The sequence below is a fragment of the Pseudomonas fluvialis genome, from assembly GCF_014207935.1.
Lineage (GTDB): Bacteria > Pseudomonadota > Gammaproteobacteria > Pseudomonadales > Pseudomonadaceae > Aquipseudomonas > Aquipseudomonas fluvialis_A.
On the sequence record NZ_JACHLL010000001.1, the window covers coordinates 995215 to 1017996 of the forward strand.

Annotated in this window: 25 protein-coding genes and 1 pseudogene; 15 read left to right on the forward strand and 11 right to left on the reverse strand. The window is 65.0% G+C overall.

Features of this window, described 5'->3' with window-relative positions; all coding sequences use genetic code 11:
* Nucleotides 1–7: 7 nt before the first annotated feature.
* From cyoE to HNP49_RS04625, 3 genes are read left to right on the forward strand one after another with little or no spacing between them, the layout of a single operon-like run.
* Nucleotides 8–907 carry a heme o synthase gene (gene cyoE, locus HNP49_RS04615; protein ID WP_184680990.1) on the forward strand — a complete coding sequence of 300 codons (900 nt, stop codon included), beginning with the start codon at nucleotides 8–10 and terminating at the stop codon, nucleotides 905–907.
* Complete coding sequence (locus HNP49_RS04620; RefSeq protein WP_184680992.1) at nucleotides 904–1542, forward strand: SCO family protein; 639 nt, start codon at nucleotides 904–906, stop codon at nucleotides 1540–1542. The genes cyoE and HNP49_RS04620 overlap by 4 nt, the downstream gene beginning before the upstream one ends.
* Before the next feature lie 7 nt (nucleotides 1543–1549).
* Nucleotides 1550–2227, forward strand: a complete 678-nt coding sequence (locus HNP49_RS04625; protein ID WP_184680993.1) for a hypothetical protein — start codon at nucleotides 1550–1552, stop codon at nucleotides 2225–2227.
* A gap of 47 nt (nucleotides 2228–2274) precedes the next feature.
* Here HNP49_RS04625 and HNP49_RS04630 read toward each other — a convergent pair whose 3' ends face one another.
* From HNP49_RS04630 to HNP49_RS18610, 7 genes are all read right to left on the reverse strand, one after another.
* The gene (locus HNP49_RS04630) at nucleotides 2275–3057 is read right to left on the reverse strand and encodes a MetQ/NlpA family ABC transporter substrate-binding protein (RefSeq protein ID WP_184680994.1); all 783 of its coding nucleotides are present in this window, start codon (nucleotides 3055–3057) and stop codon (nucleotides 2275–2277) included.
* 67 nt (nucleotides 3058–3124) lie between these two features.
* Nucleotides 3125–3805 carry a methionine ABC transporter permease gene (locus tag HNP49_RS04635; RefSeq protein WP_184680996.1) on the reverse strand — a complete coding sequence of 227 codons (681 nt, stop codon included), beginning with the start codon at nucleotides 3803–3805 and terminating at the stop codon, nucleotides 3125–3127.
* Nucleotides 3802–4809: a methionine ABC transporter ATP-binding protein gene (locus tag HNP49_RS04640; protein ID WP_184680998.1), complete on the reverse strand. Its 1008-nt coding sequence runs from the start codon at nucleotides 4807–4809 to the stop codon at nucleotides 3802–3804. Before HNP49_RS04640 ends, HNP49_RS04635 begins: the two co-directional genes overlap by 4 nt.
* A gap of 241 nt (nucleotides 4810–5050) precedes the next feature.
* Nucleotides 5051–5863: a hypothetical protein gene (locus HNP49_RS04645; RefSeq protein WP_184681000.1), complete on the reverse strand. Its 813-nt coding sequence runs from the start codon at nucleotides 5861–5863 to the stop codon at nucleotides 5051–5053.
* Nucleotides 5864–5962: 99 nt separating this feature from the next.
* Entirely contained in the window at nucleotides 5963–6751 is a 789-nt protein-coding gene (gene znuB / locus HNP49_RS04650) for a zinc ABC transporter permease subunit ZnuB (RefSeq protein ID WP_184681002.1), read from the reverse strand.
* A 2-nt stretch (nucleotides 6752–6753) separates the two neighbouring features.
* Nucleotides 6754–7545, reverse strand: a complete 792-nt coding sequence (gene znuC, locus HNP49_RS04655; RefSeq protein ID WP_184681003.1) for a zinc ABC transporter ATP-binding protein ZnuC — start codon at nucleotides 7543–7545, stop codon at nucleotides 6754–6756.
* Nucleotides 7542–8042 carry a Fur family transcriptional regulator gene (locus HNP49_RS18610; RefSeq protein WP_260407043.1) on the reverse strand — a complete coding sequence of 167 codons (501 nt, stop codon included), beginning with the start codon at nucleotides 8040–8042 and terminating at the stop codon, nucleotides 7542–7544. Before HNP49_RS18610 ends, znuC begins: the two co-directional genes overlap by 4 nt.
* Before the next feature lie 93 nt (nucleotides 8043–8135).
* Between HNP49_RS18610 and znuA the strand changes: the two genes are divergently transcribed.
* The 3 genes from znuA (at nucleotide 8136) to HNP49_RS04670 (ending at nucleotide 9797) form a co-directional block, all read left to right on the forward strand.
* Complete coding sequence (znuA, locus tag HNP49_RS04660) at nucleotides 8136–9071, forward strand: zinc ABC transporter substrate-binding protein ZnuA (RefSeq protein WP_260407076.1); 936 nt, start codon at nucleotides 8136–8138, stop codon at nucleotides 9069–9071.
* 9 nt (nucleotides 9072–9080) lie between these two features.
* Nucleotides 9081–9410 (forward strand): hypothetical protein, encoded by a 330-nt coding sequence (locus HNP49_RS04665; protein ID WP_184681004.1) that lies wholly within the window; start codon nucleotides 9081–9083, stop codon nucleotides 9408–9410.
* Nucleotides 9411–9503: 93 nt separating this feature from the next.
* On the forward strand, nucleotides 9504–9797 hold the full coding sequence (locus HNP49_RS04670; protein WP_184681005.1) for a hypothetical protein: 294 nt from the start codon (nucleotides 9504–9506) through the stop codon (nucleotides 9795–9797).
* A 1-nt stretch (nucleotide 9798) separates the two neighbouring features.
* Here the strand turns inward: HNP49_RS04670 and HNP49_RS04675 are convergent, their stop codons facing one another.
* Both HNP49_RS04675 and HNP49_RS04680 read right to left on the reverse strand, forming a co-directional pair.
* Complete coding sequence (locus tag HNP49_RS04675; RefSeq protein ID WP_184681006.1) at nucleotides 9799–10752, reverse strand: homoserine kinase; 954 nt, start codon at nucleotides 10750–10752, stop codon at nucleotides 9799–9801.
* Nucleotides 10753–10758: 6 nt separating this feature from the next.
* Nucleotides 10759–11040 carry a DUF2782 domain-containing protein gene (locus HNP49_RS04680; protein ID WP_184681007.1) on the reverse strand — a complete coding sequence of 94 codons (282 nt, stop codon included), beginning with the start codon at nucleotides 11038–11040 and terminating at the stop codon, nucleotides 10759–10761.
* Nucleotides 11041–11113: 73 nt separating this feature from the next.
* Between HNP49_RS04680 and polA the strand changes: the two genes are divergently transcribed.
* Nucleotides 11114–13927, forward strand: coding sequence for a DNA polymerase I (polA, locus tag HNP49_RS04685; RefSeq protein WP_184681008.1), 2814 nt, complete (start codon nucleotides 11114–11116; stop codon nucleotides 13925–13927).
* Nucleotides 13928–14227: 300 nt separating this feature from the next.
* Here the strand turns inward: polA and yihA are convergent, their stop codons facing one another.
* A complete protein-coding gene (yihA, locus tag HNP49_RS04690) occupies nucleotides 14228–14872 on the reverse strand; it encodes a ribosome biogenesis GTP-binding protein YihA/YsxC (protein ID WP_184681009.1) in 645 nt (214 codons plus the stop codon).
* Nucleotides 14873–15061: 189 nt separating this feature from the next.
* Here yihA and HNP49_RS04695 point away from each other — a divergent pair, with 189 nt between their 5' ends.
* The 6 genes and pseudogenes from HNP49_RS04695 (at nucleotide 15062) to HNP49_RS04720 (ending at nucleotide 19791) form a co-directional block, all read left to right on the forward strand.
* Nucleotides 15062–15352: a cytochrome c5 family protein gene (locus HNP49_RS04695; protein ID WP_184681010.1), complete on the forward strand. Its 291-nt coding sequence runs from the start codon at nucleotides 15062–15064 to the stop codon at nucleotides 15350–15352.
* Between the two features lie 40 nt (nucleotides 15353–15392).
* Nucleotides 15393–15701, forward strand: a pseudogene (locus HNP49_RS04700) (c-type cytochrome); the annotation flags it as partial.
* 62 nt (nucleotides 15702–15763) lie between these two features.
* The gene (locus tag HNP49_RS04705; protein ID WP_184681014.1) at nucleotides 15764–16369 is read left to right on the forward strand and encodes a cytochrome c; all 606 of its coding nucleotides are present in this window, start codon (nucleotides 15764–15766) and stop codon (nucleotides 16367–16369) included.
* 142 nt (nucleotides 16370–16511) lie between these two features.
* The gene (locus tag HNP49_RS04710) at nucleotides 16512–17141 is read left to right on the forward strand and encodes a thiol:disulfide interchange protein DsbA/DsbL (protein ID WP_184681016.1); all 630 of its coding nucleotides are present in this window, start codon (nucleotides 16512–16514) and stop codon (nucleotides 17139–17141) included.
* Nucleotides 17142–17147: 6 nt separating this feature from the next.
* The gene (locus tag HNP49_RS04715; RefSeq protein ID WP_184681018.1) at nucleotides 17148–18005 is read left to right on the forward strand and encodes an endonuclease/exonuclease/phosphatase family protein; all 858 of its coding nucleotides are present in this window, start codon (nucleotides 17148–17150) and stop codon (nucleotides 18003–18005) included.
* Between the two features lie 19 nt (nucleotides 18006–18024).
* A complete protein-coding gene (locus HNP49_RS04720) occupies nucleotides 18025–19791 on the forward strand; it encodes a GGDEF domain-containing protein (RefSeq protein ID WP_184681020.1) in 1767 nt (588 codons plus the stop codon).
* Between the two features lie 3 nt (nucleotides 19792–19794).
* On the opposite strand, the gene HNP49_RS04725 is transcribed toward HNP49_RS04720, so the two are convergent.
* Nucleotides 19795–21216 (reverse strand): DASH family cryptochrome, encoded by a 1422-nt coding sequence (locus HNP49_RS04725; protein ID WP_184681022.1) that lies wholly within the window; start codon nucleotides 21214–21216, stop codon nucleotides 19795–19797.
* Nucleotides 21217–21415: 199 nt separating this feature from the next.
* Between HNP49_RS04725 and HNP49_RS04730 the strand changes: the two genes are divergently transcribed.
* Both HNP49_RS04730 and HNP49_RS04735 read left to right on the forward strand, forming a co-directional pair.
* Nucleotides 21416–22009: a MarC family protein gene (locus tag HNP49_RS04730; protein WP_095941003.1), complete on the forward strand. Its 594-nt coding sequence runs from the start codon at nucleotides 21416–21418 to the stop codon at nucleotides 22007–22009.
* Entirely contained in the window at nucleotides 22006–22782 is a 777-nt protein-coding gene (locus tag HNP49_RS04735; protein WP_184681024.1) for an N-acetylmuramoyl-L-alanine amidase, read from the forward strand. The genes HNP49_RS04730 and HNP49_RS04735 overlap by 4 nt, the downstream gene beginning before the upstream one ends.

Consider the following 22782-nt stretch of genomic DNA (forward strand, 5'->3'; position numbering starts at 1 on the left):
GACCCACATGGCTACTCTGCTGCAAACCCGTCAGGAGCCCGCAAGCTGGCGCGACTATCTGGAACTGACCAAGCCGCGCGTGGTGCTGCTGATGCTGATCACCTCCCTGGTCGGCATGTTCCTCGCAACCCGCGCCGGTGTGCCCTGGACGGTGCTGCTGTTCGGCAACCTCGGCATCGGCCTGTGTGCCGGAGGGGCGGCGGCAGTCAACCATGTGGTGGACCGGCGCATCGACTCGATCATGGCGCGCACCTACAAGCGCCCGGTCACCGCCGGGCGGGTTTCACCGGTCGCCGCTCTGCTCTTTGCGGCGGTGCTGGCGCTAATGGGGTTGATCCTGCTGCTGACCTTCACCAACGAGCTGGCCGCCTGGCTGACCCTGGCATCCCTGCTCGGCTATGCGGTGCTCTATACCGGCTTTCTCAAGCGCGCCACGCCGCAGAACATCGTTATCGGCGGTCTGGCCGGCGCCGCCCCGCCACTGCTTGGGTGGGTGGCGGTCACCGGGCATATCAGCGCCGAGCCGCTGCTGCTGGTGCTGATCATCTTCGCCTGGACGCCGCCGCATTTCTGGGCGCTGGCCATCCATCGCAAGGCCGAATACGCCAAGGCCGATATCCCCATGCTGCCGGTGACCCATGGTGAGCACTACACCAAGGTGCACATCCTGCTGTACACCCTGATCATGTTTGCGGTGACGCTGCTGCCCTATGCCATCCACATGAGCGGGGCGCTCTATCTCGGCTGTGCGCTCGTGCTCGGCGGGCGCTTCCTGCACTGGGCCTGGGTGCTGTACCGTGACAGCCAACCGCACGCGGCGATCAACACCTTCAAGTACAGTATCTGGTACCTGTTCCTGTTGTTCATCGCGCTGCTTGCCGATCACTACCTGCTGCTGAACCTATGACCTCAATTCAGAAAACCGTTGTTGTTCTCGCGGCCCTGGTGGCCATCGTCCTCGGTCTCACCGTGCACAAAGTCCTTGGCAGCAAGGGCGACGGCCTGGACAAGGCAGCCCTGCTGGATGCCGGCATCATTCTCCTGCCGCAGAGCCGTGAGCTGCCGGAGCTGACCCTGAGTAACGTCGACGGCCAGCCGCAGGCGCTGGCCAGTCTCAAGGGCAAGTGGACTCTGGTGTTCTTCGGCTACACCTTCTGCCCGGATATCTGCCCGACCACCCTGGCCCAGCTGCGTCAGCTCAACGGTCTGCTACCGGCCGAGGCGCGCAGCCAGCTGCAGATCCTCATGGTCAGCCTCGACCCGCACCGCGATACCCCGGAGAAGCTCAAGCAGTACCTGGGCTTTTTCGACCCGGCCTACCTGGGCCTGACCGGGCCGCTGGCGGATATCCAGACCCTGGCCAATGCCGTGAGCATCCCTTTCATTCCGGGCGATACCAGCAAGGAAAACTACACCGTCGATCACAGTGGCAACCTCGTGCTGCTGGGGCCTGACGGGCGTCAGCGCGGCTTCATCCGCGCGCCACTGAACAACGAGAAGCTCAAAACGCAGCTGCCGACGCTGCTGCAGAGTGGAGGCTGAGGCACGGATGCTCGACACGCGATACTGCTCGCGCCTGGGGGCCAGCGCCGCCCTGCTCGGCGCCCTGTTGCTGATGCTGGGTACTTTGCTGCATCCGATGCAGGCGCCGCCCTGGGATGCTGCCGCGGCCTTCGCGGAATACGCCGCCGATCATCACTGGCTGACCAGCCACCTGGTCCAGCTGCTGGGCGTGCTGCTGGGCGTGCTCGCCCTGCTGGCGCTGGCCTGGCGCCTGCGGGACGGCAAGGCCGGGGTCTGGGCCCTGTTTGGTGCCGCCTGTGCCGTCGCCAGTATGACCCTGGCCTTCGCCCTGCAAGCGGTGGATGGCGTGGCGCTCAAGCTGATGGTCGACCAGTGGGCCGGGGCCGAGGAACCGCTCAGGGCTCAGCTGTTTGCTGCCACCTATGGGGTACGCCAGATCGAGGCGGGCCTGGCTGCACTGTTCGCGCTGAGCTTCTCCATCAGTCTGCTGCTGTATGCCCCGGCGCTGTGGTTGAGCCGCCTGGCGCCGCGCGGCCTGGCACTCGGTGTGTTGCTGGCGGGTGGCACCAATCTGCTGGCCGCGTTGCTGCAGGGGCACGACGGCTTCTCCGAGCGGGCCATGAACTGGAGCATGCCGGCTTCGCTGTTCGCCCTGCTCTGGTTCCTCTGGCTGGCGGTCTGGCTGTGGCGTCATCCGGAATGAAAAAGCCCGCTCATTGAGCGGGCTTTTCCGTTGCGTCCGGGCGGCGATCAGAACGCCGGAACCACGGCGCCCTGGTACTTCTCGGTGATGAAGGTCTTCACCTCGGCGCTGTTGAGGGCCTTGGCCAGTTTTTGCAGGGCGGCGTCGTCCTTGCGGTCGGCGCGTACCACCAGGATGTTGACGTAGGGCGAGTCGCTGCCTTCGATGGCCAGGGCGTCCTTGGTCGGGTTGAGCTTGGCTTCCAGCGCATAGTTGGTGTTGATCAGGGCCAGGTCGACCTGATCCAGCACGCGCGGCAGGGTGGCTGCTTCCAGCTCGCGAATCTTCAGGTTCTTCGGGTTGTCGGCAATGTCCTTCACCGTGGCGGTGATGCCGGCTTCCGGCTTGAGGCTGATCAGGCCGGTCTTCTGCAGCAGGAGCAGGGCGCGGCCGCCGTTGGTGGCGTCGTTGGGAATCACCACCTGGGCGCCTTCGCTCAGCTCGCTGAGGTTCTTGATCTTGCTCGAATAGGCGCCGAAGGGCTCGACGTGTACGCCGGCGATGCTTACCAGCTCGGTGCCGCGGCTCTTGTTGAACTCATCCAGGTACGGCTGGTGCTGGAAGAAGTTGGCGTCCAGGCGCTCTTCGGCCACCTGCACGTTGGGCTGCACGTAATCGGTGAAGACCTTGATCTTCAGCTCGACCCCTTCCTTGGCCAGAGCCGGTTTGACGAATTCGAGGATTTCCGCGTGCGGTACGGCGGTGGCCGCCACGCTGAGGCTATCGGCGGCCTGGGCGGCAGCACTGGTCAGGGCCGCCGCGGTGGCGAGGGCAGTCAGCAGTTTCTTCATGGTTCAACTCCTTGTGGGATTTTGGCGCGGGGTCCGGCGGGTAGCCGGTTGCCCGCTGTTCTCGGGATTACTTGCGGGAAAAGTGCACCACCAGCTTGTCGCCGGCGGTTTGCAGGACCTGCACCAGGACCAGCAGGAGAATCACGGTCACGGCCATGACATCCGGCTGGTAGCGCTGGTAGCCGTAGCGCACGGCCAGGTCGCCGAGGCCGCCGCCGCCGATCAGGCCGCTCATGGCGGTGTAGGACACCAGGGTGATGGCGGTGACGGTGATGGCAGCAATCAGCCCCGGCAGGGCTTCGGGCAGCAGTGCACGGGTGATGATCTGCAGGGTGCTGGCGCCCATGGCCTGCAGCGCCTCGATGATGCCGCGGTCGACCTCGCGCAGGGCGGTTTCCACCAGCCGGGCGAAGAATGGCGTGGCGCCGACCACCAGCGGTGGAATGGCACCGGCCACGCCCAGCGAGGTGCCGGTGATCAGTACGGTCAGCGGGATCATCAGGATCAGCAGGATCACGAACGGCACCGAGCGCAGCACGTTGACTAGCAGCGACAGCAGGCCGTACAGCGCTTTCTGTTCAAACAGCTGGCGTGGCCCGGTGAGGAACAGCAGCACGCCCAGCGGCAGGCCGAGCAGCACGGTGAACAGCAGCGAACCGCCGAGCATGTTGAGGGTGTCGAGACTGGCGTAGCCGATCTCCTGCCAGTCGACATTGGGCAGCCAGGTGGCGAGCAGGGATTCGCTCATCGCAGCACCTCCAGATGCACGTCGGCCGCCCGGAAGCGCGCCAGCGCAGCGTCGATGTCACCGCCGGTAAGGGCCAGGGTCAGCTGGCCGTAGGGGTTGTCCTTGATGCGGTCGATGCGCCCGGCGAGGATGCTGTAGTCCACCCCCGTCTCGCGGGCGACCGTGCCCAGCAGCGGGGCGTAGGTGGCCTCTCCCTGGAAGGTCAGGCGCAGGATGCGTCCGCTCACATGGGCAAAATCATCGTGCTGTTCGCCCTCGTCGACGTGCTCGGATTCGCGGACGAAGCGCTGGGTAGTCGCATGCTGCGGATGGAGGAAGACCTGGGCCACCGGCCCCTGCTCGACGATGACGCCGGCATCCATCACCGCCACCTGATCGCAGACACGGCGGATCACGTCCATCTCGTGGGTGATCAGCACGATGCTCAGGCCCAGTTCGCGGTTGATCTCGGCCAGCAGTTGCAGAACCTGGCCGGTGGTCTGCGGGTCGAGGGCGCTGGTGGCTTCGTCGCACAGCAGGATCTTCGGTTCGGTGGCCAGGGCACGAGCGATGCCGACACGCTGCTTCTGCCCGCCTGACAGTTGCGCCGGGTACTTGTGGGCGTGCTCGGCGAGACCCACGCGTTGCAGCAACTGGCTGACCCGGCTGGCGATCTCGCTGCTGCCGAGTTCACCGGCCAGCTGCAGCGGTAGCGCCACGTTGGCGGCCACGGTTTTCGAGGCGAGCAGGTTGAAGTGCTGGAAGATCATCCCGACCTGCTGGCGAAAGCGCCGCAGGCCCTGGGCGTCGAGGGCGGTGATGTCTTCGCCATCGATGACGATACGGCCGCCGCTGGGCTCTTCGAGGCGATTGATCAGGCGCAGCAGCGTGCTTTTGCCGGCGCCGGAGTGGCCGATCAGGCCGAACACCTGGCCGGTTTCGATGCGCAGGTCGCTGGGGTGCAGGGCGGTGATGGTGTGGCCCTGCACCGGATAGGCCTTGTGCACCTGGTGGAATTCGATCACGGATCAACCTTTTGGGTCTGGGTTTCAGGTGACGGCGGGATTGGCCGGAACCCACTGCGCGCAGGCAGTACACGCGCCGGTTGGGCGCGGGCGGCAGTTTACCTGCGGTGCTTTAGGTCGGAAAAAACTTTGTGGCTCTATGGTTATAACCAAAGGCCGGAATCCTGACCACCTGCTCCAGTTTAGCCGCAGAAAGCACAAGACCGGGCATGACCCGGTCTTGTGCCTGACTGGATGGGCGTCAGGACTTCGGCTGCGGGCTCAGCTGCAGGCTGGGCTCCTGTTCGGCGGCCAGTTGCTGGCTGATCTGCAGCTTGAAGGCCGGATCAAGCTTCTTCACCCGCGCCGACAGCAGGGCGGCGACGAAGGGGTAGTCCTTGGCCTGGCGCACCTGGACCTGCACGGCGCAGCGGAAGGTCACCACGTCGGCGGCGGCCTTGTCCATGAGGGCGCGCAGGGCATCGCGGTCCTGGGTGTCGAGCATCGGCAGGGCAATCTGGGTCTGGCTGGCCTTGGGGTCGATCAGCTGGGCCTGTGGCTTGGCCGCGGCCTTGGCGGCAGCCTGACGCTGGGCGGCCAGTTGCTGTTGGCGGGCCTGTTCGGCGCGAGCGGCGATAGCCTTCTGTTCGGCGGCCTGACGCTCAGCCGCGAGCTGGGCAGCCTGTTTGGCCTTGGCCTGCTCGATGGACTGTTGCAGGGCGGCAGTCTTGGGGTTGTTCGGCAACAGGCGCTGGGCCTGCTGGGCGGCCTGTTGAGCGGCGGCCAGATCACCCTGGCGGGCGGCCTGCTCGCCCTGTTTCAGGTAACCGTCGCTGAGCTGGCGCTGCGCCTGCTCCAGGCGGGTGTCGCCGGCCAGGCGCTGCTTGAGCGCATTGAGCTGGCTTTCCGCCTGGCTCATCTGGCCCTGGGTCAGGCTCTGTTCCAGCTGCTTGAGCGCCTGCACATCGGGGTCGACCGGCAGGTTGGCTTCCGGGTAGTCGTCCGCCAGACCGTTGACGGGACCGAGCAGGCTAGCCAGGGCGAGAGCAAGAAGACGGAGACGCGGCGACAGCATGGCGAAACAAACCTGTGCAATAAGGCGAATGGGGCGATTGGGCGTGAACGGCCTGAATTATTGGCTGAGACGGCCGGCATCTGGCGCGAGCCGCGTACTTTAACCTGACCGTTTGGGCAGCACAAAACTGAGAAGAAACAGCGCCGCCGCGCAGACCACGATGGACGGCCCGGCCGGCGTGTCCTCGTACCAGGACAGCGACAGTCCGCCACACACCGCCAGCAGGCCGAGGGCGCTGGCGCCGCCGGCCATCTGCTCCGGGGTGCGCGCATGGCGCTGCGCCGCGGCGGCCGGAATGATCAGCAGCGAGGTGATCAGCAGCACGCCGACGATCTTCATGGCCACGGCGATGACAACGGCTATCAGCAGCATCAGGCCGAGACGGATGGCGGCTACCGGCAGGCCTTCGACCCGGGCCAGTTCCTCATGCACGGTGATGGCCAGCAGCGGCCGCCAGAGCAGGCCGAGGGCCACCAGTACGGCGGCGCTGCCGGCAAGAATCCAGTACAGGTCGCTGCGGCTGACCGCCAGCAGGTCGCCGAACAGGTAGCTCATCAGGTCGATGCGCACTTCCGGCATGAAGCTCAGGGTCACCAGGCCGAGGGACAGCGAGCTGTGCGCGAGGATACCCAGCAGGGTGTCGGACGCCAGCGGCTGGCGCTGTTGCAGGGTCACCAGCAGCACGGCCAGCAGCACGCAGCCGAGGGTGACCGCCAGGGTCGGGCTGATATCCAGCAGCAGGCCGAGGGCCACGCCGAGCAGCGCCGAGTGCGACAGGGTATCGCCGAAGTAGGCCATGCGTCGCCAGACCACGAAGGAGCCGAGGGGGCCGGCGACCAGCGCCAGGGCCAGGCCGGCGAGCAGGGCGTGGAGCAGAAAATCAGGCATGGTCAGTGTTTGCAGTCGGGGCCGTGGACATGCGCCGGGCCGTGGATGGTCAGCCCGCCAGGGCTGATCACCGCGCCGTGCAGGTCGTGGCTGTGGTCATGATGGTGGTGGTAGATCGCCAGGCTCTGGGCGTCCTGACCGAACAATTCGACGAAGGCCGGATCGCCACTGACCTGCTCGGGATGGCCGGAGCAGCAGACATGGCGGTTCAGGCACACCACCTGGTCGGTGGTGCTCATCACCAGGTGCAGGTCGTGGGAGACCATCAGTACGCCGCAGCCATGTCGGTCGCGCAGCTGGGTGATCAGGCGGTACAGCTCGGCCTGGCCGGCCACATCGACGCCCTGTACGGGTTCGTCCAGCACCAGCAGTTCCGGCTCGCGCAGCAGCGCCCGGGCCAGCAGCACGCGCTGCAGTTCCCCTCCGGAGATGTTCTGCAGCGGGCTGTCGATGACCTGCTCGGCACCGACTTCGGCCAGCGCCGCCAGGGCTGCGGCGCGGTCAACGCCGGGCACCAGGCGGAGGAAGCGCAGTACCGACAGCGGCAGGGTCGGATCAACCGTCAGCTTCTGCGGCATGTAGCCAATGCGCAGCCTGGGCTTGCGCCAGACCGAGCCGCTGTCGGGCTTGAGCAGGCCGAGCACGGCGCGCACCAGGGTGGTCTTGCCGGCACCATTGGGGCCGATCAGGGTGACGATTTCCCCGGCGTTCACCGTCAGCTGCACATTCTCCAGCACGCTTTCCTGGCGGAAGCCGACGCTGACCTGCTGCAGACGAATCAGAGGCTCGCTCATGCCGCCTCCCGGCACTGGGCGCAGAGGCCGAGCACTTCCACGGTCTGCGCCTCGACGATGAAGCCGAGGCTGCTGGCGCTGGCCTGGACTGCGGCGTCGATGGCGCTGTGTTCCAGTTCCACGGCGGCATGACACTGGCGGCAGATGAGGAACTGGCCCTGGTGGACTTCGCCGGGATGGTTGCAGCCGATAAAGGCGTTGAGCGAGGCGATGCGGTGCACCAGACCCTGTTCGAGGAGGAAATCGAGGGCACGGTAGACCGTGGGCGGCGCGGCCTTGCGGCCATCTTCCTCGCTCAGCACGGCAAGGATGTCGTAGGCCCCCAGCGGCTTGTGGCTCTGCCAGACCAACTCCAGCACGCGCTTGCGCAGGGCGGTCAGGCGCACGCCCTGGGCCAGGCAAAGATTCTCCGCAGTGCCCAGTGCCTGGCTGACACAGTGCGAATGATCATGCGGGCGGCAGGCCAGCGGTGCCTTGCCGGTAAAGGGTTTGAGCATGGGGATTCTCTCTGCGCGGTGCACGGCGCGGGACGAAACAGTGACAGAACGTTATTATATTACTTTTCCGCTCAAGCCGTGGTCTTCTCCGTGATGCGTTCCGTTGCGCTCCTGCTGGCGCTGTGCAGCAGTCTCGTTCTTTCCCAGCTGGCCCGTGCCGAGGTTCAGCTGCTCACCAGCATCAAGCCCCTGCAGCTGATCGCTGCGGCGGTGCAGGAGGGTGTCGGTCAGCCCGCCGTGCTGCTGCCGCCGGGGGCTTCGCCGCACCGCTTTGCCCTGCGTCCGTCGGACATACGCCGGCTGCGCGAGGCCAGCCTGTTCTATTGGGTCGGGCCTGATCTGGAGGGTTTTCTGGGCAAGCCACTGGCCGCCCGCGAAGGCCGGAGCCTGGCGCTGCAGAGCCTGCCGGGACTGACTCTGCGGCACTTCGGCGAAAGCGCCGAGGAGCATGCCGCTCACGCCGATGAACATGAGCATCCTGCCGAGCATGACCACGATCACCGCCCCGGCAGCATTGATGTGCACCTGTGGCTGCTGCCGGCCAATGCCCGCCTGATTGCCGCGCGCATGGCCAGCGACCTGGCGGCCATCGACCCGGCCAATGCGGCGCGCTACCAGGCCAACCTGACAGCGTTCGAGGCGCGGCTGAAGCAGCTTGATCAGCGCCTGCAAAAGCGCCTGGCGCCGCTCGCCGGCAAGCCGTTCTTCGTCTTCCACGAAACCTACGACTACTTCGAGCAGGCCTACGGGCTGCGCCATGCCGGTGTGTTCAGCCTGGGCAGCGAGGTCCAGCCGGGTGCACGGCATGTGGCGGATATGCGCGAACAGCTCAAGGCGGCCGGGCCCAGTTGCGTGTTCAGCGAACCACCGTTGCAACCACGCTTGGCGCAGACCCTCAGCGAAGGTCTGCCGGTACAGCTGGCGGAGCTGGATGCACTGGGCAGTGAGGTGGCGCCGGGGCCGCAAGGTTACGAGCAGTTGCTCGAGGGGCTGGCCGAGACATTGGCCAGCTGTCTGCAAGTCGACTGAGGACGCATGATGACGGGCAAGGGATGGCTCAAGGGCTTCGTCGTGCTGGGGCTCTGCTCCGCCACGGCGCTGCTGGGGTATGGGTTGGCGCGCTGGCAGAGTGGTGCGCTGGATGTGCTGTGTGCCGGTGATTTCGAGGACTATCGCACGCGCATCGCACTCACCGACGCGCGTGGCGTGCACATTCCCGCCGATACCCTGCTGCGGGTGCGCTTCTGCGAGTACAACGCTCAGGCGCGTCTGGAAGTGCTGATCGACAAGGCCGAGTTTCCCGAACTGCGGCCGGCGCCCGAAGCGGCCGGGGCGCGCTGGCATTACGGCGTGCAGCCTGCGCCCTGACGTCTGAAAAAACTGCTCATAGATTGTCGCTAGGCAGCGTTTTCACCTGCGCTGATCATGTACGCCACGTTAAACATCGTCGGAGTACAGAGCATGCGGACTATCCCATCATTCATGGCCTTCGCCGCTGGTGCAGGGCTGTTGCTGACCCTGAGTGGCTGCGACCAGCTTGAGCAGTCGGCGCAGCAACTGCTTGAGCAAACCGAGGAAGTCGCCAAGGAAAAGGCCCGTGAAGTCCTGAGTGAAACCGTCGAGCAGCTCAACCAGAGCGTCGATGAGGCGCAGCAGTCGGCCAATGAGTTGCTCAAACCGGAAACGCAACAGGCCCCTGAAGCCCCTGCCAAGGACGCACCGCCTCTGCCGCCGGCCGGGCAGATGGAGAGCTGATTTACAGCGCCAGTGGCAGTGACGGCGCAGGCTGTTCGCGGCGCAGCTGCAGGCGCAGCTGAAACTCGGTCGGCGGTTTGATCCGCACGCCGGGTTGCGCCGGTTGGCTGGCGGCGATCAGTCGCGACAGCCAGAAGCGTAGGCAGGCCACGCGCAGCATCAGGGGCCAGGCATTGGCCTCGGCGCGGGTGAACGGCCTCAGCGCCGCGTAGGCGCCTAGCAGGGCCTGGGTCAGGTGCGGGTCGAGGCCGTCCTGTTCATCCAGGCACCAGTCATTCAGGGCAATGGCCAGGTCGTAGAGCATCGGACCGGAGCAGGCGTTGTAGAAGTCGATCACTCCAGACAGGTGATTGCCATCGAACAGCGCGTTGTCACGGAACAGATCGGCATGCAGGTTGGCGCGTGGCAGCTGCGGCAGATGAGCGCTCAGCTCTCGGGCATCTTCCAGGGCCAGGCGCAGTAACTGCAGCGCCTCGCCTTCCAGCTGCATGGCCTGCAGCGGGCCTTCTTCCAGCATCCACGCCAGGCCACGATCACTGGCCCGCTCCAGCGGCTCGCGTTGGGTCGTCGTGTGCAGGCGCGCCAGCCAGCGGCCGATCTCTGCGCAGTGCTGGGCGTTGGGCTGCACCACGTGCTTGCCGGGCAGGCGCGGCTGCAGCAGGGCCGGTTTTTCCGCCAGCTGGCGCAGGGTTTCCCCTTGCGCGGTGGCGATGGCGAAGGGCACCGGCAACTGCGCCTGGTGCAGGCGCTCAAGCAGTTGCAGGAAGAACGGCAGGTCGGCCAACGGGCCACGCTCGATCAGGGTCAGGACGAACTCGCCCTGCTCCAGGCTGATGAAGTAGTTGCTGTTTTCCACGCCCGCAGCGATGCCCTGGAAATCCAGCAGGCGTCCCAGTCCGTAGGGAGCGAGGAAGGCCTCCAGTTCGGCGCGCTCAAGCGGAGTGAACACCGACATGGCCGTTTACCAGCTGTAGATTTCCCAGGAAGGAATCAGCATGTCCGGCTTGTCCGAACGCATCCAGTGGTCGGCGCCGTCGGAGCGCACCAGGAAGTACGGCTTGCCGACCTTGGGCACCACCTTGATGGCATAGAGGAAACCATTCACCCGGTATTCCTGGATGGTCTTGTCGCCCTCCTGACGGATGGTCACGTCCGGCTCGGCGCTGGGCGCATCCTCGGCCAGCAGGGGCAGTGGGCTGAGGGCCAGCAGGCTGGCGAGCATCAGGCGGGGAAGTGTGCGCATGGTAACCTTGTCCCTTTCTCTGGTTGGTGGGTTCATTCTAGCGCCCGCCCCTGGCAAAAGGTTGATTCCGAGCATGTCAAATGCACCCCTGGTCCTGGTCGACGGTTCGTCCTACCTGTACCGCGCCTTCCACGCCCTGCCGCCGCTGAACACCTCCACCGGTCTGCCGACCGGTGCGGTGAAGGGTGTGCTGAACATGCTGAAAAGCCTGCGCAAGCAGTACCCGAAGAGCCCGTTCGCGGTGGTCTTCGATGCCAAGGGGCCGACCTTCCGCGATGCCATGTTCGAGCAGTACAAGGCCAACCGCCCGCCGATGCCGGACGAGCTGCGCCTGCAGATCGAGCCGCTGCATGCGGCAGTCAGGGCGCTGGGTTATCCGCTGCTGTGCGTGGAGGGTGTCGAGGCCGATGACGTGATCGGTACCCTCGCCCGCCAGGCTGCCGGCGAGCGCCGCGATGTGGTGATTTCCACCGGTGACAAGGACATGGCCCAGCTGGTCTGCCCGCACGTCACCTTGGTCAACACCATGACCGGCAGTGTCTACGACATCGAAGGGGTCAAGGCCAAATTCGGGGTCGGCCCGGAACTGATCATCGACTACCTGGCGCTGATGGGCGACAAGGTCGACAACATCCCCGGCGTGCCAGGCGTCGGCGAGAAGACCGCGCTGGGCCTGCTGGTTGGTTTGGGCGGCGGTCTCGACGTGCTCTATGCCAACCTCGACAAGGTCGCCGAGCTGCCGATTCGCGGCGCCAAGACCCTCGGCGCCAAGCTCGCCGAGCACAAGGAGATGGCCTACCTGTCCTACGAGCTGGCCACCATCAAGACCGATGTGGCGCTGAATATCGTGATCGACAGCCTGCACCCTGGCGAGCAGGACACGCCGGCCCTGGCCGAGCTGTACCGCACGCTGGAGTTCCGCAGCTGGCTGGATGCTCTGCCGCGCGAAAGCAGAACCGTTGCGGCGCCGAGTGCGCCACAGCCGGCCGGGGATCTGTTTGCCGCTGCGTCGGGCGAGGCCATGGTTGAGGCCGCGACTGAAATCGCCGCTGAGCCCGTGGCCGTGACGGAAAACCGCTACGAAACCGTGCTGGAGCAGGCGCAGTTCGATGCCTGGCTGAAGAAGCTGGAGCAGGCCGAGCTGATCGCCTTTGACACCGAAACCACCAGCCTCGACCCGCAGCAGGCCCAGGTGGTTGGCGTGTCCTTCGCTGTCACCGCTGGCGAGGCCGTCTATGTGCCGCTCGCGCACAGCTACATGGGCGTGCCGGCACAGCTGGATCGCGATGCGGTGCTGCGCGCGCTCAAGCCGATTCTCGAAGACCCGGCCAAGGCCAAGGTCGGCCAGCACGCCAAGTACGACATCAACGTACTGGCCAATGCCTCGACGCCGATCAGTGTCCAGGGCGTGGCCTTTGACACCATGCTCGAATCCTATGTGCTCGACTCGACGGCAACGCGCCACGATATGGACAGTCTGGCGCTGAAGTACCTCGATCACAGCACCATCCGTTTCGAAGACATCGCCGGCAAGGGTGCCAAGCAGCTGACCTTCGATCAGATCGCCCTGGAGCAGGCCGGTCCCTACGCGGCGGAAGACGCCGATGTGACCCTGCGTCTGCACCAGACGCTGTGGGCCAAGCTGAAGCAGACCCCGGTGCTGGCCAAGGTGCTGCAGGAGATTGAAATGCCGCTGGTGCCGGTACTGGCGCGCATCGAACGCCAGGGCGCGCTGGTCGATGCCAAGCTGCTCGGCCAGCACAGTGTCGAGCTGGGTGAGCGCCTGGTCGAACTGGAGCGCCAGGCCTTCGCCATCGCCGGCGAGGAGTTCAACCTGGGTTCGCCCAAACAGCTCGGCGCGATCCTCTACGAGAAGCTCGGCTTGCCGATCATCAGCAAGACTGCCACCGGCCAGGCCTCGACCGCCGAAGCGGTGCTGGCCGAACTGGCCGAGCAGGACTACGAGCTGCCCAAGGTGCTGATGCAGTACCGCTCCCTGAGCAAGCTGAAAAGCACCTACACCGACCGCCTGCCGGAGCAGATCAATCCGCGCACCGGACGCATTCACACCAGCTACCACCAGGCGGTCACCGCCACCGGGCGCCTGTCCTCGTCCGACCCGAACCTGCAGAACATCCCGATCCGCACCGCCGAAGGCCGGCGCATCCGTCAGGCCTTCGTCGCGCCCAGGGGCTACAAGCTGGTGGCGGCCGACTACTCGCAGATCGAGCTGCGCATCATGGCGCACCTGGCTCAGGACGAGGGGCTGCTGGACGCCTTCCGCCACGGCCGCGACGTGCACAAGGCAACCGCCGCCGAGGTGTTTGGCGTCGCCCAGGACGAGGTGACCAGTGATCAGCGCCGCAGCGCCAAGGCGATCAACTTCGGCCTGATCTACGGCATGAGCGCCTTTGGCCTGGCCAAGCAGATCGGCTGCGACCGCAAGCAGGCGCAGGCTTACATCGACGTGTATTTCCACCGTTATCCCGGCGTGCTGGCCTACATGGAGCGCACCCGCGAGCAGGCCGCGCAGCAGGGCTATGTCGAGACCCTTTTCGGCCGCCGCCTGTACCTGCCGGATATTCAGGCGAAGAACCCGGCGCTGCGCAAAGGCGCCGAGCGCACCGCGATCAACGCGCCGATGCAGGGGACTGCGGCCGACATCATGAAGCGGGCGATGGTTGCCGTGGACAGCTGGCTGGGCACCTGTGGGCTGGATGCCAAGGTGATCCTGCAGGTTCACGACGAACTGGTGCTGGAGGTGCGCGAGGATCAGGTCGAGGCGCTCAAGGCCGGCCTGCTGCCGCTGATGAGCGGCGCCGCGGCACTGGACGTACCGCTGCTGGTCGAGGCGGGGGTGGGCGATAACTGGGATGAGGCCCACTGATGCGCCAGGGTCTGGCCGGCTTCCGGTCGGTCAGACGTCTTCGGTAATAAGTGGTTACGCGGTTATCGCAAAGAGATTTTCTGCCAGCGGAACTATCTTTCTGAACACCGGGTCAGAGTACGTGAATGGTTGGTGAAACCTTCATTGCTCCTGAGTTTGTGCTCATTGTGTTGGCAGAATCTGGACCCACTCATCAGGTCCGGAGTTAGACCCCGAACTTCTCCCTCCCCATCCGAAGCTCGGGGTTTTTTTTGTCCGCAGAAAACCTGCCGGGCCCTCTAGGGCACGCGTTTTGCCACTTCAGGCCTCCTCGCTCTCCTCTTCCTCATCCAGCAGGCCCAGCCAGCTGGCCAGCACATGCTGGGCTTCCTCCACGCCAAGGCGCTTGGGAGCCGAGAACAGCTGCAGGCTGGCGACATCACCCCAGCCCTGATGCACCTCCTGGCGTACCTTGAGCAGAGCATTCTTGGCGGCGCCGTAGGCCAACTTGTCGGCCTTGGTCAGCAGAACGTGCACGGGCAGGCGACTGACCTGGGCCCAGTCGAGCATCAGGCGGTCGAAGTCGGTCAGCGGGTGCCGAATGTCCATCATCAGCACCAGGCCGACCAGGCTTTCGCGGCTGCCCAGGTAGGCTTCCAGGTGGCGTTGCCAGTGCTGTTTGAGCGGAATCGGCACCTTGGCGTAGCCGTAGCCCGGCAGGTCGACCAGGCGTCGTTCTTCATCGAGGGTAAAGAAGTTGAGCAGCTGGGTGCGCCCCGGGGTCTTCGAGGTGCGCGCCAGGCTGGCGTGGGTCAGGGTGTTCAGCGCACTGGATTTGCCGGCGTTGGAGCGACCGGCAAAAGCAACTTCATAGCCCTCGTCGGGCGGGCACTGATCGACCTTGGCGGCACTGATGAGAAAGCGGGCCTGTTGGCACAGGCCGAGAATCGGATTCTTCGGGGACATGGGGTTTCCACTGGTGCGACACGCAGTCGCAGGGGGCGGTTTCGTTTCCGTTTATGTCCCGCCAGTATATAATGCCGCAGATTTAGTGTGCGCTTTATCCCGCAGGGTTGAGTGTCCACGGGAGCGATGTAGATAGCCCGCTCGACTAGAATGGCGGAACGTTCCCTTCCTCTCTGATGAGGTTTCACCATGAAGAAATTGCTTATCGCTGCAAGCATGCTCGTGCTGTCCGCTGGTGTTCAGGCCGCGCAGGATCCTGAAGCGGTGTTCAACCGCGCCTGTGGCGTTTGCCACAACGGTCAACTGCCGATGGCACCGAAGAAGGGTGACGCCGCTGCCTGGGAACCGCGCCTGAAACAGGGCATGGATACTCTGGTGCAGCACGTGACCAACGGCTTCAATGCCATGCCGCCGCGTGGCATGTGCATGGATTGCACTGCCGAGGATTACAAGGCCACCATCGAGTGGATGAGCAAGTAATCCGCGCGAACCCAAGCTTCCGAGGGACTGGATCATGCCGATGAGCAAACTGCTTGTGAGTCTGCTGTTGACCTTGGGCACCTTCGGCGTGGTTCACGCCGAAGGTGATGCAAAGGCCGGTCTGGCCAAGACGGCGGTGTGTGCCGCCTGCCATGGCCCGGATGGTGAAACCGCTGCGCCGACCTTCCCCACGCTGGCCGGCCAGAGCGAGGCTTACCTGCTCAAGCAGCTGACCGACATGCGGAGCGGCAAGCGCAAAACGGTGGAAATGACCGGTTTGCTCGACAAGTTGAGCGACCAGGATTTGGCGGATATTGCCGCCTTCTATGCCAGTCAGAACGTGAGCGTCATCCGGTCGATGAGCAACTAAACTGACCCCCTATTACTCTTAGCCGTTAGTTGGATTAGCTGATGAACAAAGTACTCGTGACTCTGCTGTTGACCCTGGGTATCACCGGTCTGGCTCAGGCCGCCGGCGATGCCAAAGCTGGCCAGGCCAAAGCCGCCATGTGTGGTGCCTGCCACGGTGCGGACGGCAACAGCGCCGCGCCGAACTTCCCGAAACTGGCTGGCCAGGGTGAGCGTTACCTGCTCAAGCAGATGAACGACATCAAGAGCGGCAACCGCAACGTGCTGGAAATGACTGGTCTGCTGACCAACATGAGCGAGCAGGACATGGCCGATATCGCCGCCTACTTCGCCAGCCAGAACATGGGTGTGGGTGCTGCCGATCCGGCACTGGTCAAGGCCGGTGAGGCCCTGTACCGCGGTGGCAAGCTGGCCGAAGGCATGCCGGCCTGTACCGGTTGCCACTCGCCGAATGGCGCCGGCAACGACGCTGCCGGCTTCCCGCAGCTGGGTGGCCAGCATGCCCAGTATGTGGCCAAGCAGCTGACCGACTTCCGCGAAGGCAACCGTACCAACGACGGCGACAGCATGATGATGCGCTCGGTAGCCGCCAAACTGTCCAACAAGGACATCCAGGCGATCTCCAGCTACATCCAGGGTCTGCACTGATCCTTGCTACTGTTGTTGCGGAAAAGGGTGGCTTCGGCCACCCTTTTTCATTTGTGCCCCGGCTAGAATGCCGGAACCTGCGTCGCATCCGCCGGTCGAACCCCTGCCGCCGCGTCGCGGACCATCTGCCAAGGAGTCAAGCATGCGTAACCTGATGTTCTCTGCCCTGCTCGCTGCCACTGCCCTGCTCAGCCCTGCTGCTCAGGCCGAGGGTATTGAAGCCGGCAAGCAATATGTCGAGCTGTCCACCCCGGTCCCGGTGGCCAAGCCTGGCAAGATCGAAGTGGTGGAGCTGTTCTGGTACGGCTGCCCGCATTGCTATCAGTTCGAATCGACCCTCAATCCCTGGGCTGACAAGCTGCCGGAAGATGTGAATTTCGTCCGTGTACCGGCCATGTTCGGCCGTGTATGGGACATCCATGGGCAGATGTTCATTACCCTTGAGGCCATGAAGGTCGAGCACAAGGTGCACAGCGCCGTGTTCGATGCCATCCACAAGGAAGGCAAGAAACTGGCAACCCCGGAAGAGATGGCCGACTTTGTCGCCACTCAGGGTGTGGACAAGGCCGCATTCCTCAAGACCTACAACTCCTTCGGCGTGAAGGGCCAGGTCGAGAAAGCCAAGAAGCTGGCCATGGCTTACCAGATCACCGGTGTGCCGGTGCTGATCGTCAACGGCAAATACCGCTTCGACATCGGCTCCTCGGGCGGCCCGGAGAAGGCTCTGGAAGTGGCCGATCACCTGATTGCCAAGGAACGTGCGGCGCAGTAAGTCGCCATGCTGCGCCGTTGGTCGTCACCACGCCAGGCCGGAACCTGCCAGACGCAGGTCAATTCGGGCTGGCGTGGTGGCGAGCTGCCCGCGGATGGGCGCTTGCGCCTGCTTAGCTTCAATATTCAGGTCGGGATCAGCACACAGCGCTATCACCACTACCTGACCCGCAGCTGGCAGCACCTGCTGCCGCATGCCGGGCGTGCCGGCAACCTGCAGCGTATCGGCGAGTTGCTGCAGGGCTTCGACCTGGTGGCCCTGCAGGAAGCCGACGGTGGCAGTCTGCGCTCCGGCTACATCAATCAGGTCGAGCACCTGGCCCAGCTCGGTGACTTTCCCTACTGGTATCAGCAGCTCAACCGCAACCTCGGGCGCCTGGCCCAGCACAGCAATGGCGTGCTCAGCCGCCTCTGCCCAACCGTTCTGGAAGACCATCCATTGCCTGGCCCGCGCGGTCGCGGGGCGATCTTCGTGCGGTTCGGCGAAGGTCCCGAGGCACTGGTGGTGGTGGTCATGCACCTGGCCCTTGGCGCGCGCACGCGCACCCGGCAGCTGGCCTACATCCGCGAGCATTTGCAGGATTATCGGCATCTGGTGCTGATGGGCGACATGAACACCCATGCCGGTGACCTGCTGGAGCATTCGCCGCTGCGCGAACTCGGCCTGATCGCTCCGCAGGTCGAGGCGACCTTTCCCAGCTGGCAGCCGCAGCGCTGCCTGGATCACATCCTGCTGAGCTCCGGCCTGACTCTGGAACGGGTCGAAGTGCTCGATCAGGCGATCTCCGACCACCTGCCCGTGGCCGTGGACATACGTCTGCCGACTGGCCTGGTCGAGTGCTTGCCGACTATGCTCAAGGGCTGAGATAGCGCGGAGTGGCGGTATGAGCGACGAGCAACGCTGGAAAGCCAAGTACCTGGAAAGCCTGGAACAGCAGGAAAAGCTCGAGCGCCGTTGGGATGCCCGCCTCGACCTGCTGCGCCGCGGCCTGGTGCGCAGCTCCCTGGCGGCTGAAGGCGTGGACAAGGCGGTGGACCAGTGCATGGTCGAGCTGCGCGAGATCCTTCGTCGCGACGATATCGATGCAGGGCTTTCGGCGCTGATTCCGCGTTTGGAAAAAGCCGTGCTGGATTCCGAGCAGCGCCGCCAGGAGCGCGTTGAGCAGAACGCCAATGCCATCGAGGGGTTGACCCAGCAACTGCTGAAGCTCGAGTTGCCGGGCGAAGTGCGTAAACCCCTGAAAAAATTCAGCAAGCAGATCGAGGAACGTGCCGGCAACCCACGTGAGTTGCCGGCGCTGCTGGGTGAGCTGAGCCGCCTGCAGCAGCAGGCTCTGAGCGTACTGGGATCCTCCGAGAGTGAGCGCCCGGGTCTGTTGCAGCGCCTGTTTGGCGGGCGCGGTGAATCCGGCGAGGCGCCAGCTGCACCGAATGTACCGATACGGGCTGATGCAATGGCTGTGGCGGAGACTCGGACAGAGGATGCACTGCCCGAGCCGGCCGCGCCGTTGCCTGAGTCGATGGCAGCGCGGTCAACAGAAATGGCGCCGGTGATCGCAGCGGGTGATGAATATGCCCTGCCGGTGGCCGATGAGCCCGGCTACAGCCAGGTGGCCGAGCATATCGCCGCCAGTCTGCTCAGCCTACTCGGTGAGCTGGAGTTGCCACCGGCGCATACCGAGCAGGGCGATCAGCTGCGCGAGCGCCTGCAGAGCGGGCTCAACTGGTACGAGCTGGTGCCCGTACTGGATGACCTGGCCGTGCTGGTGCTGGCGGCCAGCAATAGCGGGCAGAAGGAGTTTGCCCATTACCTCAAGCAGCTCAATGAGCGCCTGGCCGCCTTCATCGGCAGCATCAGTGAAACCCACACCGGCTACCAGGAGTCGCTGGACAGCGCCAAGGCCTTTAGCGACGAGCTACGCCAGCAGGTCAGCGGTCTGCAGACCAGTGTGCAGGAAGCGACCGATCTGGAGAGCCTCAAGCGCACTGTGGACAGTCGCCTGGAGGGCCTGCTGAGTACGGTCAGCGCTTTCCAAGAGCAGCGCGACAGTCGCGAACAGGAAATGGTCGATCGCCTGCAGACGCTGGTGGCGCGGGTCAACGAGATGGAGCAGGAAGCGCAGAGCTTCCGCGACAGCATCGAGGAGCAGCGCCAGAAAGCTCTGGTCGACCCGCTGACCGGCCTGCCCAACCGCGCCGCCTGGAACGAGCGCTCGGCACTGGAGGTCGCGCGCTGGCAGCGTTATGGCGGCGAGCTGCAACTGGCGGTGCTGGATGTCGACCTGTTCAAGCGCATCAACGACAACTACGGTCACCTGGCCGGCGATCGGGTGCTGAAAATCATCGCGCAGGAGCTGGCCAAGCGCCTGCGCAAGACCGACTTCATTGCCCGTTTCGGGGGCGAGGAATTCGTCGTGCTGCTGCCGGCCACCCCCCTGGAGGGCGCGGAGCAGTTGCTGGAAACCCTGCGTGCGGCCATTGAGGCCTGTCCGTTCCACTTCAAGGGTGAGCGTCTGGTCATCACCCTCTCCGGCGGCCTGACCGGATTTACCAGTGGCGACAGCCTGGAGCAGGCCTTCGAACGCGCCGATCAGGCGCTGTACCAGGCCAAGGGCAGCGGCCGCAATCGCATCATTCGCGCCGCTGGCTAAGACTCAGGCGGCGACCGGCAGATAGGGTTTCCAGCTGTCCGGCACCTGCTCCAGGCGCGGGTAGCGCAGGGCATCCAGTTGCAGTCCGGAGAGCAGGAAGGGCGTGTGCCGCAGGTGCTGCGGTACGCTGCGCAGCTCCGGTAGCCACAGACTGATGTAGTCGGCCTGCGGGTCGTACTGGCGGGCCTGACGCAAGGCGTTGAACAGGCGCTGGCGACGTGGGTCGCTACCGACACCGGCCAGGTAGGCCCAGTTGCCCCAGTTGCTGGCCGGGTCGTAATCCAGCAGGTGTTCCTCGAACCAGGCGGCACCATGTCGCCAGTCCTGCTGCAGATCGTTGATCAGGTAGCTGGCGACGATCTGACGCCCGCGGTTGGACATGAAGCCGGTGGCCGCCAGCTCGCGCATGTTGGCATCCACCAGCGGCATCCCCGTACGCCCCTGGCACCATTGCTGGTAGCGCTGGTCGACCTGTTGCGGTGCCAGAACGGTGGCTTTCAGCCCGCCCGCCTGGAACAGGGCGCTGCCATGGCGCACCAGCGTCCAGCGGAAAAACTCACGCCAGTACAGCTCATCGGTCAGCGCCAGGGTCGACTCGTTGCGCCCATAGCGGCTCTCGTGGCGGCGCAGCTCGGCCATCACCCGACGTGGCGACAGACTGCCATTGGCCAGCCAGGGCGACAGCTTGCTGGAGTATTCGCTGCCGATCAGGCCGTTGCGCGTCTCCTGATAAGTACGCACATTCTGGCTGACCCACAGGTAGTCGCGCAGGCGTGCCTGCGCCGCACTTTCGCCACCGGCAAAGGGAAAGGCGCTGTTGGCAACCGGTACTGGCTCGCCGAGGCCGAGCTGGTTGAGTGTCGGCAAGGGCCCGAAAAGCTGGGCGCTGCCCTGGGGTGGCATCGGCAGGCGGGCAGGCAGCGGCCGGGGCTGGAACACCAGCACGCGTTCTTCCAGCAACTGGCGGAACTGGCTGAACATCGAGGGCAACTGGGCGACCAGGCAGGGCAGCTGCTCGCGGCTGAGCAGGTGGTTGCCGGGCAGCTCGCGCAGGCTGACCTGCCCCAGCTGCTGACGCACACGCTGGACCTGCTGGCGCTCTTCCGGGGCAATTTCCTCAAGGGTCAGCACCTCGTCGAGCTGCAGGCGCTGGACCAGTTCGGGGATCAGCTGCTCGGCCTGCCCCTGGAGCACCAGCAGGCGCGAGCCGAGCTGACGTAGACCATGGTCGAGGGTGGTCAGCGACTCGAGGAGAAAGCGCGTGCGGTGCACGCCGAGGCGGCGTGGGCCCAGGGCGCTGGCCTCGAACAGCTGCGGGTCGAGGACATACACGGCGAGCAGCTCGTCGGCCGCCTCGGCGGCCTGCAGCGCCGGGTGATCATCAAGGCGCAAATCCTGTTTGAACCACAGCAGCGAACGGAGCATGACCAGACCCTCGGCGGGGTAGCGATACCTTGAGCATAAACTGACCAGGCCGGGGCGAAAGGTCCGCGGGCACCCGGCGCTGGCCGTTGGTCGCATTTGCCGGTGGTTTAGGTCGGAAATCGGCGTTTCGTCACGTTTGCCCGAGGCCCTACACTGCAGTCATTGCGCTTCAGACGCTGCGCTCTTCAGGAACCGCACCATGGATATTCTCGGCATCGCCGTACTGATCTTTCTGGTCACCGACCCCTTCGGCAACATCGCCATCTTCCTCGCCGCACTCAAAGGGGTGGCGCCCGAGCGCCGCCTGCGCGTGGCGCTGCGCGAACTGCTGTTCGCCCTCGGCTTGCTCCTGCTGTTTCTCACCTTCGGCGAATGGCTGCTCAAGGGCCTGGGTTTGTCGCGCGAGTCGATCGCCATCGCCGGCGGCATCATCCTCTTCATCATTGCCCTGCGCCTGATCTTTCCCTCGCCCCAGGGGCTGCTCGGCGAGGTGCCAGACGGTGAGCCGCTGCTGGTGCCGCTGGCCACTCCGGCGGTGGCCGGCCCTTCGGCGCTGGCGCTGCTGATGACCCTGCGCAATACCCACGACGGCCCGCTGTGGGAGCTGTATGCGGCGGTCCTGCTGGCCTGGGCCGGCACGGCGCTGATCCTCTCGCAGGCCACCCGTCTGCACAAATGGCTGGGCGCGCGCGGGCTGAATGCGGTGGAGCGCCTGACCGGGATGCTGCTGATCATGCTCAGTGTCGATATGCTGCTGGATAACCTACAGAGCATCCTGCATATCACCCCATGAGCCGTTTCCTGCTGTCCCTGAGTCTGTGCCTGCTGCTGGCCGGTTGTGCCGGCGGCCTGAAGATCAATCGCGAGCACCCTTCCGCCAATCACAGCAGCCGCGTGCAGTATGTGGTGGTGCACTACACCTCAACGGGTGTCGAGCGCTCGCTGCAGCTGCTCACCCAGGGCAGCGTCAGCAGCCATTACCTGATCGATGCGGCACCGGCCACCGTCTACCAACTGGTGGACGAAGACCGCCGCGCCTGGCATGCCGGTGACAGTCAGTGGCGCGGGCGCACCTGGCTGAACGCCAGCAGCATCGGCATCGAACTGGTCAACGAGGGTTATCGCGACGGGGCTGATGGGCGCCAGTGGCAGCCCTACAGCGAGGCGCAGATCAGTGCGCTGATTGCTCTGCTCAAGGACATCGTGCTGCGCCATCATCTGCCTATCGACAGCATCATCGGCCACAGCGACATTGCCCCGCAGCGCAAGGTCGATCCCGGTCCGCTGTTTCCGTGGAAGCGTCTGGCCGATGCTGGTCTGATCCGCTGGCCGGACGCCCACCAGGTGGCCGCCCTGCAACCCGGGTTCGCTCAGCGCCTGCCCGATGCCCTGTGGTTCCAGCAGCAGCTGGCTGAAGTGGGCTACAGCATTGCCTTTAGCGGCGAGTTCGACGAGCAGACGCGCAACGTGCTGGCGGCCTTCCAGATGAAGTACCGGCCAGTGCGCTACGATGGCCAGGTCGACAGTGAAACAGCCGCGTTGCTGGCCAGCCTGACGCAGCAATGA

Excerpts from the sequence above, each read along its gene's own strand:
- HNP49_RS04635 (WP_184680996.1), bottom strand. The coding sequence starts at position 3,805 with ATGAGCGAATCCCTGCTCGCCACCTGGCTGCCCAATGTCGACTGGCAG.
- cyoE (WP_184680990.1), top strand. The coding sequence starts at position 8 with ATGGCTACTCTGCTGCAAACCCGTCAGGAGCCCGCAAGCTGGCGCGAC.
- HNP49_RS04620 (WP_184680992.1), top strand. The coding sequence starts at position 904 with ATGACCTCAATTCAGAAAACCGTTGTTGTTCTCGCGGCCCTGGTGGCC.
- yihA (WP_184681009.1), bottom strand. The coding sequence starts at position 14,872 with ATGTCCCCGAAGAATCCGATTCTCGGCCTGTGCCAACAGGCCCGCTTT.
- znuB (WP_184681002.1), bottom strand. The coding sequence starts at position 6,751 with ATGCCTGATTTTCTGCTCCACGCCCTGCTCGCCGGCCTGGCCCTGGCG.
- znuC (WP_184681003.1), bottom strand. The coding sequence starts at position 7,545 with ATGAGCGAGCCTCTGATTCGTCTGCAGCAGGTCAGCGTCGGCTTCCGC.
- HNP49_RS04725 (WP_184681022.1), bottom strand. The coding sequence starts at position 21,216 with ATGCTCCGTTCGCTGCTGTGGTTCAAACAGGATTTGCGCCTTGATGAT.
- HNP49_RS04735 (WP_184681024.1), top strand. The coding sequence starts at position 22,006 with ATGAGCCGTTTCCTGCTGTCCCTGAGTCTGTGCCTGCTGCTGGCCGGT.
- HNP49_RS04710 (WP_184681016.1), top strand. The coding sequence starts at position 16,512 with ATGCGTAACCTGATGTTCTCTGCCCTGCTCGCTGCCACTGCCCTGCTC.
- HNP49_RS04630 (WP_184680994.1), bottom strand. The coding sequence starts at position 3,057 with ATGAAGAAACTGCTGACTGCCCTCGCCACCGCGGCGGCCCTGACCAGT.
- HNP49_RS04715 (WP_184681018.1), top strand. The coding sequence starts at position 17,148 with ATGCTGCGCCGTTGGTCGTCACCACGCCAGGCCGGAACCTGCCAGACG.
- HNP49_RS04665 (WP_184681004.1), top strand. The coding sequence starts at position 9,081 with ATGACGGGCAAGGGATGGCTCAAGGGCTTCGTCGTGCTGGGGCTCTGC.
- HNP49_RS04730 (WP_095941003.1), top strand. The coding sequence starts at position 21,416 with ATGGATATTCTCGGCATCGCCGTACTGATCTTTCTGGTCACCGACCCC.
- znuA (WP_260407076.1), top strand. The coding sequence starts at position 8,136 with ATGCGTTCCGTTGCGCTCCTGCTGGCGCTGTGCAGCAGTCTCGTTCTT.
- HNP49_RS18610 (WP_260407043.1), bottom strand. The coding sequence starts at position 8,042 with ATGCTCAAACCCTTTACCGGCAAGGCACCGCTGGCCTGCCGCCCGCAT.
- HNP49_RS04625 (WP_184680993.1), top strand. The coding sequence starts at position 1,550 with ATGCTCGACACGCGATACTGCTCGCGCCTGGGGGCCAGCGCCGCCCTG.
- HNP49_RS04670 (WP_184681005.1), top strand. The coding sequence starts at position 9,504 with ATGCGGACTATCCCATCATTCATGGCCTTCGCCGCTGGTGCAGGGCTG.
- HNP49_RS04675 (WP_184681006.1), bottom strand. The coding sequence starts at position 10,752 with ATGTCGGTGTTCACTCCGCTTGAGCGCGCCGAACTGGAGGCCTTCCTC.
- HNP49_RS04695 (WP_184681010.1), top strand. The coding sequence starts at position 15,062 with ATGAAGAAATTGCTTATCGCTGCAAGCATGCTCGTGCTGTCCGCTGGT.
- HNP49_RS04645 (WP_184681000.1), bottom strand. The coding sequence starts at position 5,863 with ATGCTGTCGCCGCGTCTCCGTCTTCTTGCTCTCGCCCTGGCTAGCCTG.
- HNP49_RS04705 (WP_184681014.1), top strand. The coding sequence starts at position 15,764 with ATGAACAAAGTACTCGTGACTCTGCTGTTGACCCTGGGTATCACCGGT.
- HNP49_RS04680 (WP_184681007.1), bottom strand. The coding sequence starts at position 11,040 with ATGCGCACACTTCCCCGCCTGATGCTCGCCAGCCTGCTGGCCCTCAGC.
- polA (WP_184681008.1), top strand. The coding sequence starts at position 11,114 with ATGTCAAATGCACCCCTGGTCCTGGTCGACGGTTCGTCCTACCTGTAC.
- HNP49_RS04720 (WP_184681020.1), top strand. The coding sequence starts at position 18,025 with ATGAGCGACGAGCAACGCTGGAAAGCCAAGTACCTGGAAAGCCTGGAA.